Raw genomic sequence first — 12,859 nt, 5'->3', positions numbered from 1 at the left:
GCCAGGGTCAATCGGCAATCAGCTCGGCGCTGTGCAGCAGGCCCGCCAGGCGCTGCAACAACAGAGGGTTACGCAGCAGGTCGTAGTGGCCGGCATCGATCTGCTCGGCGCCGGTGAGTTGTGGCAGCAGCCGCTCGAAGGCTTGGCGCTCCAGCGTGCCTACGCCGTTACCCCACCAGCAGCACGTGTCGACTGCCACCCACGGCAAGACGCTGAACGCCTGCGCCAGGGCCTTGAGTTGCATGCCGACCATAAACGCCTGTGCCAGGTCGGTCGCCTCCAGTTGGCCATAACGCCCCCCCGCCCGTTGACCGGCTTGCAAGCTATTGATGATCATTTCCACGGCCGCTGGCTGCAGGGTGACCGGCAATGCCTGCGGCCAGGTCTGGCCCAGGGTGGCGGTGAGGAAATCCTGCAGGTCATCGCGCCAATCCGAGGTAGCGGGCGTCGAGGTGGGCATGTAGCTGTCTACCAGCCCGACAAATTCCACCGCCTCGCCTTGCTCCTGAAGCTCTTTGGCCACCAGCAGCGCCAAGGGTCCACCGAGTGACCATCCCAGTAAACGATACGGCCCGTAGGCCTGCTTCTGGCGAATGTACTGAGCGTAATCGATCGCCATCGCCGGCAATGATTCATCCTGCCATTGGCGGTCCAGCAGCATGCGGCACTGCACCCCATAGACGCTGCACTCGCCTTCCAGCAGGCGTGCCAGTGGCTCATAGTCAAATACGGTGCCGAAACCGGCATGCAGGCAGAACAGTGGACGGCGGTTCGCCACGTTACTGTTGAGCAGCAACAGCGGATCAAGCGGAGCTTCGACCTCTTCATGGCCACTGAGCTGGGCGATGGTCGGCTTGCTCATCATGTCGCGCAATTTCAGGTCCAATCCAAGCTGCGTGTTGCCGCGCACCTTGCCCAGCACCTTGAGCACGCGCAGCGAATCGCCGCCCAGCTCGAAGAAATTGTCGGTGACACCCACCTGCTCGACCTCCAGGACCTCCTGCCAGATCGCGGCCAGCGCCTGTTCGACCGGGGTGCGTGGCGCAACGTAATGGCGCCCCTTGAATTCGGGGTCTGGCAATGCCTTGCGATCCAGCTTGCCATTGGGGCTGACGGGAAACGCTGGCACCACCAGAATCTGCGACGGCACCATGTAGTCGGGCAGTTGCGCCTGCAAGTCCTGGCGCAAACGCTCGGCAAGCGCCGGATGCTCATCGGCAACCACGTACCCGATCAACTGCTTGCCGGCGCTGGTGTCACGTGCGACCACGACCGCATCACGCACCTCGGCCATGTCACGCAGCCTTGATTCGATTTCGCCAAGTTCAATGCGGAAGCCACGGATCTTCACTTGATGATCCAGGCGTCCGAGGTAATCGAACACCCCGTCCGCCCGCTGACGCACCAGGTCGCCAGTGCGGTAGAGCCGCCCGCCGTCCGTGGAAAACGGGTCCGCGACAAAACGCTCGGCAGTCATTCCCGGACGCTGGCGATACCCGCGTGCCAGCCCCTCACCACCGATGTACAACTCACCGGCAACACCCTGCGGTACGGGGTTGAGGCATGCATCCAACACATAGAGGCTGCGTTCGCCCACTCGACTTCCGATCGGCGCATACACCGCGTCACAGGTTTCGCTTGCGGCGGCTTTCCACAACAGGGGCGTGACCACCGTTTCCGTTGGGCCATAACCGTTGGTCAAATAGCGCGGCTTGAGGGTGCGCTTGACCAGTTCGAAACTGGCCTGCGCCACGGCATCGCCACCAAAGCAGTAGACCTGCACCGGCGGGGCTTCCCGGCCTTCGGCATACTCCGCCAGTTGCTGCAGATACGCCGGCGGGAAACAGGCAATACTGATGCGCTGCTCGTGCAGCGCCTGCCAGGTTTCCTGCGGGGTCCACAGGTTATTGTCGCGAATCACCAGGCACCCGCCACTGCGCAGGGTCGACAGCCAGCGCTCCTGGGCGCCGTCGAAGGCGAACGACATGAACAACAGTTCGCGCGTCGCCCCATCCATTTCGTAGCGTTCGGCAATCGCGGCGCAGTGCATGCCAATGGGACCGTGACTCACCGCCACGCCCTTGGGTTGCCCCGTGGACCCTGAGGTGTAGATCAGGTAGGCGAGGTTATCCGGTTGCAGGCGCGATGGCGGGCATGCATCCGGGAAACTGTCCAGATACACGCGGTCCAGCAACACCCGGGTGGTCGCGTCCAACGCCCCAAAGCCTTCGCTGACGCCACTGTGGGTCAACAACACCGAGACATTCGCATCCTTGACGATCCAGTCCAGGCGCTCCCGAGGGTAATCGATGTCCAGCGCCACGTAGGCTCCACCCGCCTTCATGACCGCGTAGAACGCGACAATCACCTCGACGCTGCGCTGCAGGGCGACTCCGACGCACACCTCCGGGCCCACGCCCAGGCCGATCAGGTAATGGGCCAGGCGATTGGCACGTTGCTCCAATTGCCCATAGGTCAGTTGCACGCCGTCACACACCAGCGCCACGGCCTCGGTTCGCGCCTGGGCCTGTTGCCGGATCAATTGCGGCAACAAGGGTTGCGTGGCCGGCACCTGGCGCAGCGGGTTCGCGGCGAGCAAGCCGGCGTATTCGTCGCACGCCAGAGTCGGCAAGCTGCCCACCCGGGCCTGAGGCGAATCGAGCATGGCCAACAACAGCGTCTCGAAACTGCGTCGAACCTGGTCGCACGCCTGTTCGGTGAACGCGTTGCGCAAATACAGGAACTCGATCTTCAGGGTCTGGCCCAGGTTGATCGCCAGGTCCATCGCGTAGTTGGTCACATCCCGGGTACTGACCTGGCCAAACTGCAGTTGTTGATTGCCGACCTCGGCCAGGCGCTCATCCACCGGGTAGTTTTCGAACACAATAATGCTGTCAAACAACGGCGTGCCGCCCTGCCCCGACCAGCGCTGGATATCGGCCAATGCTGCGTGTTCGTAGTCGCGCACTTCCAGGTTGAGCGCCTGCAATTCAAGCAGCCACTGGCACAGCGCCTTGGCCGGATCCGGTTGCTGGACGATCGGCAATGTATTGATGAACAACCCGAGCATTTCGTCGGCACCCGGCAGGCTGGCCGGACGTCCGGCCACAGTGGCGCCGAAGCACACACTGGCTTGCCCGGTATAGCGCTGCAACAGCAACAACCACACCGCCTGGATCAAGGTATTCGGGGTGATACGCCAGTGCTGGGCAAATTCGCGCAGGCGCCGGGTCTGGCTGACATCCCAGTTCAGGTACAGCGCCGCGTGCCCTTCCAAGCCAGGCTCGGGCTGGGGATGAATACTCGCCGCCAGGCTGGTGGGGCCTTCAAGGGCTTGCAGTTGCGGCTTCCAGAACAGCGACGCCGTGTCCGGGGACTGCTGGCGCAGCCAGGCGATGTAATCGCGGTAATGCCCTTTGCGCGCAGGCAAGGCGCGGCCGGCGTACACCTCGAAGACTTCACCCATCAAGCGCGAGTTGCTCCAGCCATCCATCAGGATATGGTGGCTGGTCCAGATCAGTTGGTGGCGGTGTTCATCCAGGTGCACCAGGGTCAGGCGCGTCAGAGGGGCCGCCAACATGTCAAAGCCCTTGGCGCAATCGTCCTGCGCCAAGGCTTGCAAGGCGTCAGCATCAACCTGGCGATCGCGCCAATCGACGATTTGCACCGAGACCTGGGCGGTCTTGTACACCACCTGCAGCGGTTCGCGCAGGTCGCTGGACGACCAGAAGCCGGTGCGCAGAATCTCATGGCGAGCGACCACCTGATCCCAGGCGGCGATAAACGCCGGTACGTCCAGCCCCTCGACAGGCACACAAGTCTGGTTGATATAAAGGTGCGCCGCCGACGGGTCCAGCGTATGGAACAGCATGCCTTGCTGCGTCGGTGCCAACGGATAGAGGTCTTCGACCTGCTCCAACGGCACGGGCAGGCTGTCCAGTTGTTGCTGGGTCAAGGTGCAGAGGGCAAAGTCCGAGGGCGTCGCGCCCAGGTTTTGCGACTGGCTGCAATGTTCGACCAGCGCCTGGAGTTCGGCGATGTACGCCTGTGCCAGATGCTCGATCGTCGCCTCATTGAACATCTCCCGACTGAACACCCAGTTCAGGCTCAATTGACCGCCGTACACCTGACCATTGATGGTCAACCAGTTGCCCAGCGGCGCTTGCGGGCTTTGTTCCAGGCCGATGGATTCGCCGGAAGGCACAAACAGCGCACCGGCATCCACATCAAAACTGCCGTCAAACTGCCCCAGGTAGTTGAAGGTCACACGCGGCGCGGGCAACTGCCCCAGTACCTTGCGGTGCACGGGGCTGCCCATGTAGCGCAGCACCCCAAAGCCGATGCCCCGCTGGGGAACGCCTCGCAGTTGTTCCTTGACCTGCTTGATTGACTCACCAATACCCGCTGCCGGCGTGAGTTTCACCGCAAACAGGCTGGTGAACCAACCGACCGTGCGGGTCAGGTCGATGCTGGCAAACAGATCTTCACGGCCATGCCCTTCAAGTTGAATCAGCGCCTGGTCGTGGCCGGTCCAGCGCACCATGACTCGGGCCAGCGCAGTCAGCAACAGGTCATTGACCTGCGTCCGATAAGCCGCGGGCGCTTCCTGCAGCAGCAACTGCGTCAGTTCCTTGCTCAACTGCGAATGGACCGTGAGGCCATGTTTGTTTTGCAGGCCACCCCCTGGATGATCCACCGGCAAGTCCGGGCGGGCATCCTGCAACTGCTGCTGCCAGTACTGCACTTCGGCTTGCGCCTCGGGGCGCTGCGCATAAGCCTGCAGGTGCTCGGCCCAGGCCCGCACAGAATGAGTCTTGGGCGCCAGCTTGAGCGCCTGCCCGCTCGCCACCTGGCGATAGGCAAGTTGCAAGTCGTCAAACAGAATGCGCCAGGAAACACCGTCCACCACCAGATGGTGAAGCACCAGCAACACCCGCTGCGAACCATCCGCCAACGCGACCAGCGCCACCCGCAGCAGCGGCCCGTTCAGCAGGTCGAGACTCTGCTGGAGTTGCTCGCCAAACGCCTGCAACGCTTGCGTATCGCGCAGCTGAACCTCCTGCAACACGTTCCGGCCCTGCAACAGGGCCTCGACACTGCGATAAGTTGCGGCCCAGCCCTCTTCGCCCTGGCTGAACACCAGGCGCAGCGAATCGTGATGCACCAGCAGCGCACGCAACGCCTGCTCCAGCAGTGCAGCCTCGATAACCTGAGTCGGCTTGAGCAGCACCGACTGGTTCCAGTGATGACGCTCGGCGATGGGTTCTTCAAAGAATCCCTGATGAATCGGCAACAATGGCAGGTTGCCCGTTACTGCGCCTTGCTCGACTTCAAGCCCGGCGGCATCGATGCGCGCGACGCCAGCCAGCCCCTGTACGGTCTGGTGCTGGAACAGCTCCTTGGGTGTGAAGAAAATCCCGGCCTGGCGGGCACGCCCCACCACCTGGATCGAAATGATCGAGTCGCCACCCAGCTCGAAAAAGTTATCCGACAAACCGACCCGCTCAAGCTTGAGCACGTCTTGCCAGATCGCGGCAATCTGCTGCTCCAGCGGGCTTTGCGGCGCAATGAAGTTTTGTTGAGCCTGGCGTACGTCCGGCTTCGGCAACGCCTTGCGCTCCAGTTTGCCGTTGGGGCTCAGGGGCAGTTGCTCGAGGAACAACAGGTGCACCGGCACCATGTAGTCCGGCAGCACTTCGCGCAAACGGGCCTTGAGCATTTCGCGCAGCGACGCTTCGGCCACATCGCCTTGGGCAGGTACCACATAGCCCACCAGTTGCAGGCCGCTCGCGCCGTCCACCGCCAGCACTACCGCTTCGCGCACCGCGTCCTGCTCCATCAGGCGTGCTTCGATTTCCCCCAACTCGATCCGCAGGCCGCGGATCTTCACTTGATGGTCAATACGCCCGACGTATTCGATCACGCCGTCTGCCCGGTAACGCGCCAGGTCGCCAGTGCGGTACAGCCTCTGGCCGCCGCCAAACGGGCTGGCGACAAAACGTTCGGCGGTCAGCGCCGGGCGACGGTGATAACCCCGCGCCAGTCCTTCACCGCCGAGGTACAACTCACCCACCACCCCGACAGCTACCGGCCCCAGGCCCGCATCAAGAATGTAGGTCCCCAGGTTGGCAATGGGCTGGCCGATGGGCACGCTGTCGCGCCCCTCTTCACGGCAGGTCCAGTGGGTGACATCGATAGCAGCCTCGGTCGGGCCGTACAGGTTGTAAAGCCGGGCTTGAGGCAGCTTGGCGAACACTTGCTGCTGCGCGTCCACCGGCAAGGCCTCGCCGCTGCAGATAATGCGCTGCAAGCCGGTGCAACTGTTGACCGCTACATCGGCGACAAACGCTTGCAGCATCGACGGTACAAAATGCAGGGTGGTGACGTGCTCACGGTTGATCAGTTCAATCAGCTTTGCCGGCTCGCGGTGAATGCCGGGTGCTGCAACCACCAGGCGCGCGCCCGTCATCAACGGCCAGAAGAACTCCCACACCGACACGTCGAAGCTGAAGGGGGTTTTCTGCAACACCGTGTCCACTTCACTCAAGCCATATGCCTGCTGCATCCAGCACAGGCGGTTGGTCAGCGCCGAGTGACGATTGCCGGCGCCCTTGGGCTTGCCGGTGGAACCGGAGGTGTAAATCACATACGCCAGGTTTTCCGGCTGCACACTGATCGGCGGGCAGGTCGAAGCGTACCCGGCCAGCGGTTGATCCAGCAGCAGGCAAACCACCTGCGCCGGGATCGGCAAGCGCTCCCGCAGCGCCTGCTGGGTCAGCAGCAAACCAATGCCACTGTCCTCGATCATGTAGGCCAGGCGCTCCTCGGGATAGTCCGGGTCCAGCGGAACATAAGCACCGCCGGCCTTGAGCACCGCCAGCAACCCGACCACCATCTCGATACTGCGCTCGACCGCCACACCCACCAGCACGTCCGGGCCGACACCGGCTTCGATCAACCTGTGCGCCCATTGGTTGGCCAGCGTATCCAACTGGCGATAGGTCAGTTGCCGGCCGGCAAACACCAGGGCGATGGCCTGCGGCGTAGCGTCCACCTGGGCCTGAATCAGCGCCTGTACGCTTTGGTCCAACGGGTAAGCGGCTTTGGTGGCATTCCAGTCCTGTAGCAGCGTGCGCAACTGCACCGTGTCGAGCATCTGCAACTCGGCAATCGCCCGGGAAGGCTGGGCGACAATCCCTTGCAACAGAGCCTGCCAGTGCCCCGCCATGCGCTCGACTGTGGCCGGCTCGAACAGGTCAGTGGCATAGGTCAATTGCGCCGACAGGCCCTCGCTGTGTTCAACCGTATTGAGGGTCAGGTCGAACTGCGAGGTATGGGTTTCCCAGCTCAGGCGTTCGATCTCCAGGCGCGAGGCCTGGCCTGTCACCTCGACCCGCCCGCGAGTGTCTTCACTTTGGTGGTTGAACATCACCTGGAACAAAGGGTTATGGCTCAACGTCCGCTCGGGCCGCAGGGCTTCCACCAGTTGTTCGAACGGCAGGTCCTGATGCGCCTGCGCGCCCACGGCATTTTGCTTGACCTGTTGCAGGAACTCGCGGAAGGACGTGCGCCCGTCGACGTCGGCCTTGTGAATCTGCGTGTTGACGAAGAATCCGATCAACCGTTCGGTTTCGGCACGGTTCCGGTTGGCCACCGGCACCCCGACCCGAATATCGCCCTGGCCGCTGTAGCGGTACAACAGCACCTGGAACGAGGCCAGCAACAACATGAACGGGGTGACGTTTTCGCGCTGGGCCAGCCGCTTGAGGCCGGCAACCAGTTCCGCGCCCAGGTTGAGGGTGTGGGTGTTGCCGCGAAAGCTCTGCTCGGCGGGACGCGGATGATCGAACGGCAATTCCAGTACCGGCTGCTCGCCACCGAGGCGTTCGGTCCAGTAGCCCAACTGGCGCTCCAGTTCTCCCGCCTCCATCCACTGGCGCTGCCACAGCCCATAGTCGGCGTACTGCACCGGCAACGGCGCCAACTCGACCGAACGTCCCTCGCTGTAGGCGGCATAGCACTGCACCAGCTCGTCGACCATCACCTGCATCGACCAGCCATCGGAAACAATATGGTGCTGAGTGAGCACCAATACATGCTCATCGGCACTGACTCGCAGCAGCTTGACCCGCAATAACGGGCCTTGCTGCAAATCGAACAACTGTCGGGTTTCATCCTCCACGAACGCCTTGATCTGAGCGTCACGCTGTTGCGCGTGCGCCGATGCCAGGGTGTGCAAGTCGATGCTGGCGCCCGCTGCCGGGCTGATGACCTGCAGCCGCTGTGAACCGTCCTGGACAAAATGGGTACGCAGCGATTCATGACGCTCGATCAGCGTCGAAAAGCTGCGCTCCAAGGCTGCCACGTCCAGCGTCCCACGCAAACTCAGGGCACTGGAGATGTGGTAAGCCGTACTGTGCGGATCCATCTGCCACAAGAACCACTGCCGCTCCTGAGCGTAGGACAGCAACAACGGTTCACTGGCGTTTCTCTTGAAAACAGGCGCGACACTGAAGAGATTGATGCCCTTGTGTTTAAGCAGCACCGCCAAGGCTTTGCGTTCCTTTGGCGAAAGCTCGCCCACTGCTCCGATCAACTCTTTCACACCTATCCCCTTCACTCTGAAATTAGCTTTTCAAGCTCATCCCCTGTTAAACGTTTGAGGGCCTCCAAAGATTTAGCCAATTCATCCATCAGCGGTTCACTGGCCGATCCCAACTGCGCCACTTCGGCACTGAAGGTGCGCAAGGTGCTGGCAGCGAACAGCGTCTTGAGCTGCACTTGCAGGTCCATTCGCTCACGGATACGCACGATGAGTTGGGTGGCCAGCAACGAATGCCCGCCCAAGGCAAAGAAGTCATCCTCCAGGCCGACCCGCTCGACGTTAAGTACCTCACTCCAGATTTGCGCCAATTGCTGCTCGGTGTCGGTCTGCGGTGGTGTGTACTGGTCGCGACGCTGTACCGCGCCAGGGGCCGGCAAGGCCTTGCGATCAAGCTTGCCGTTGGGGGTCAGCGGCAGGTATTCAAGCACCAGCAACTGCGCCGGCACCATGTAGGCAGGCAACACTTCATGCAGGCGGCGCTTGAGGTCGTCTTGCAAGTCTGCTTGCGCGTCGGCGTCGATAAGGCCTGGCTGGTCGGGCACTACATAACCCACCAGTTGCAAGCCACTCACACCTTCCACCGCCAGCACCACGGCCTCGCGTACCGAGCCCTGGGCCATCAATTGAGCTTCGATTTCGCCCATTTCAATCCGGAAACCGCGGATTTTCACTTGATGGTCGATGCGCCCGACGTACTCGATCACCCCCTCCGGGCGATAACGGGTCAGGTCACCAGTGCGGTACAAGCGCTCGCCGGTGGTCGAGAACGGGTTCGGCACAAACTTCTCGGCGGTCAGCCCCGGACGCAGTAGATAGCCACGAGTGATGCCCTCACCGGCCAGGTAAAGCTCCGCCGCCACGCCGACGGGCACCGAGTGCAACTCGGCGTCGAGCAGGTAGCTGGCGGTGTTGGCCAACGGCCTGCCGATATTGGCCTGGCCGCCGGCTTCGCGGCGGGTCCAGGTGGAGTAAGTGGTGTCTTCCGACGGGCCATACAGGTCGTAGACATGCTGCACATGCCCACGGCCATACAGCGCATCCACCAACGACTGCTTCAGCGGTTCGCCCGCCAGATTGATGATGCGCACGCTTTGCGGGATTTGCCCGGCACGCTGCAAGGCTCCCATCGCCGAAGGCACGCTGTTGACCAGGCGTACCCGGTCTCGGGCCGCCAGCTCCGGCAGCTCCAGGGCATTGCGGGCACCGACGATAAAGCCGCCGCCAGCCAGGGTCACAAACAGCTCCCACACCGACAAGTCGAAGCAGATCGACGTGGAGGCCAACACCCCTTGAATGTCTTCAGGGCTGTAAACCTGCTGCGACCACTGGGTCAGCGCCGCCACGTTGCGGTGAGTAATGGCCACGCCCTTGGGCAGGCCGGTGGAGCCGGAGGTGTAGATCACATAGGCCAGGTTATTCGCACTGACCACAACGGCCGGGTCCTGATCATCGGTGTCCTGAGTCTCAGCCAGCAGTACTTCGATGGATGCAGTCACCTCCACCGCCGCCAGCACATCAGATTGCGTCAGCAACACTCGAGCCTGGCTGTCCTTGAGCATGTACGCCACGCGCTCGGCCGGGTAATCCGGGTCCAGCGGCACATACGCGCCGCCCGCTTTGAGTACCGCGAGCAATGCCACGACCATCTGCGCACTGCGCGGCATGGCCACGCCAACCCGCACTTCAGGGCCAACACCCAGCGCCACCAGCTTGCGCGCCAGGGCATTCGCCCGGCCGTTCAACTGGCGGTAGGTGAGTTGCTCATCACCCCAGATAACCGCCAGGGCGTCGGGCGTACGCTGCACCTGGTCCTGAATCTGTTGATGGATGCACCGCTCACGCGGGAAGTCCAGGCCATTGGCGTTCCAGGTCTGTTCAATCAGTTGACGTTCGTCGCCACCGAGCATCACCACATCAGCCAGTACCCGCTCACTTGAAGTCGTCAACTCGACCAGCAACCGGTTGAGGTGACCAGCGATACCTGCCATCGCCTCTGCACCAAACACGCTGCAGTCATAGTGATAGTGCAGGGCCAACGTCTGCCCGGCATTGACCAACAATGTCAGCGGATAATTGCTCTGCTCATGGGCTGCAACGGCGCCAAACACCAGGCCATTGTCGCTGCCCTGGGCCAGCGCTTCGGCGATCGGGAAGTTCTCGAACACCAACAGTGTGTCAAACAACGACTCGGAACCGTGTTCGGCCCAGCGCTGAATCTCGAACAGCGGCGTGTGTTCATGCTCACGCAGCCCCAGGTTTTGCGCCTGGACCGCCTGCAACCAATGACTGACGCTCTGCCCGGCGAGCGGGCTGGCAACCACTGGCAAGGTATTGATGAACAACCCGATCTGCTGCTCGACCCCCTTCAGATCGGCCGGACGCCCAGCCACGGTGGCACCAAAGCACACCGTCGACTGCCCGGTATAACGCTGCAAAAGCAGGAGCCAGGCGGCTTGCAGCAAGGTATTGAGGGTGACTTTCTGCTGGCGGGCAAACTCGTTCAGAAGGCGCGCCTGAGTCGCATCCAGTACCTCGAAGTGGCTGGCATAGCCTGTACCCAGGACACGTGGCGCAACGACCGCCTGGGCCAGGCGCGTCGGTGTTTGCAGCGAGGCCAGCTGCTGCTTCCAGAACGCTTCCCGGAGCGTTTGGTCCTGACCTTGCAGCCAGGCAATGTAATCACGATAACGCCCGGTCGATACCGGCGGGTTATGACCACTGTAGCGTTGCAGCACCTCACCGAGCATCTGCGAGTGGCTCCACCCATCCATCAGGATATGGTGATGAGTCAGGATCAGGTGATGGTGACGATCATCCAGCGCCACCAGGGTCAACCTGAGCAACGGTGCCTCTTGAAGCTCGAAGCCCCTGGCTTGTTCGGCCTCGGCCAGTTGGCGCAAGGCCTGCGCCTGCCCGGTACGCCCGCGCCAGTCGTGCAGCGCGTAAGGCAGGGTCACTTGCTTGCGCACGATCTGCAACGGCTGATCCTGTTCAGCCAACCACACGAAGCCGGTGCGCAGGATGTCATGGGCATCCAGGGTGGCTTGCCAGGCCTGGCGGAACTTGTCCGGGTCCAGTCCTTCGACGTCCAGGCACATCTGGTTGATGTAATCGCCAGAGGCCTGTTCATATAGCGTGTGGAACAGCATGCCTTGCTGCATCGGTGACAACGGGTAAATGTCTTCGATGCTGTGTGCCGTCATGGGCAAGCCGTCCAGCGCGGATTGGCTCAGGGTCGCCAGCGGGAAGTCCGACGGCGTCACCGCTCCGGCGCCCGGCAGGCAGCAATGCTCGACCAGGCCAGCCAACTCACGGGCGTAGTCATCGGCCAGGTGCTGGATGGTCGACTCGTCGAAACGTTGGGCACTGAAGGCCCAACCCAGGCTGAGCTCGCCGGCGAACACCTGGCCATTGAGGATCAGGCCGTTGGCCAACGGCGCCTCTGCGTTTTGCTCCGGCCCACGGGCTTCGTCGCAAGGTGCCCAGAGCGGTACATCGCCATCGTCAAAACTGCTGTCGAACTGGCCCAGGTAATTGAAGGTGATCTGCGGTGCAGGCAACTGCGCCATCGCCTCCCGCGTCTCTGTCTCGGCAAAGGTAGACAACACACCAAAACCCAGGCCTTTATCGGGGATTGCGCGCAGTTGCTCCTTGATGTTTTTCAGCGAACCCGCCGGGTCACCGGCCGGGGTCAGCTTGACCGGGAAAGCACTGGTGAACCAGCCGACGCTGCGGGTCAGGTCAACTTCATCAAACAGGTCCTCACGGCCATGGCCTTCCAATTGGATCAAGGTGCTCGCCTGGCCGGTCCAGCGGCAAATCACCCGCGCCAGTGCCGTCAGCAGCAAGTCGTTGATTTGCGTGCGATAGGCCGCCGGGGCGTCCTGCAACAGGCGGCGGGTCTGCACCGAGTCCAGACGGCTGTACACCGTGAGGCCGTCCTGGTTGGTTTGCCGACCACCGGAATGGTCCGAGGGCAATTGGGCTTGAACATCGCGCAACTGCATTTGCCAGAAAGGCAATTGCTCCAGCGCCTCCTCCCGGGCAAAGCGAGCCAGCCGCTCGCCCCAGGCCTTGACCGACGAAGTCTTGGCCGGCAATGCCACGACGCGACCCTGCTGCAGTTGCTCGTAGGCGGTTTGCAGGTCTTCGAACAGGATGCGCCACGACACGCCGTCCACCGCCAGGTGATGGACCACCAGCAGCAGCCGCTGACTGCCGTCGGCCAGGGTCACCAGCACCGCGCGCAGCAGT

General features: G+C 62.4%; 2 protein-coding genes. Both read right to left on the bottom strand.

Annotated elements, in window-relative coordinates; genetic code table 11:
- Positions 1-7 precede the first annotated feature (7 nt).
- Positions 8-8,605 carry an amino acid adenylation domain-containing protein gene (locus HX786_RS08730; RefSeq protein WP_372846538.1) on the bottom strand — a complete coding sequence of 2,866 codons (8,598 nt, stop codon included), beginning with the start codon at positions 8,603-8,605 and terminating at the stop codon, positions 8-10.
- A gap of 11 nt (positions 8,606-8,616) precedes the next feature.
- The coding region (locus HX786_RS08725) for a non-ribosomal peptide synthetase (RefSeq protein ID WP_178911952.1) at positions 8,617-12,859 on the bottom strand (4,243 nt) is incomplete at its 5' end.

Origin of the sequence: Pseudomonas sp. 21615526 (genome assembly GCF_013386245.1) — a bacterium.
Classification (GTDB): domain Bacteria; phylum Pseudomonadota; class Gammaproteobacteria; order Pseudomonadales; family Pseudomonadaceae; genus Aquipseudomonas.
Note: the sequence above shows the minus strand (reverse complement) of the source record. Positions and strands in the feature narration are given on the sequence as shown.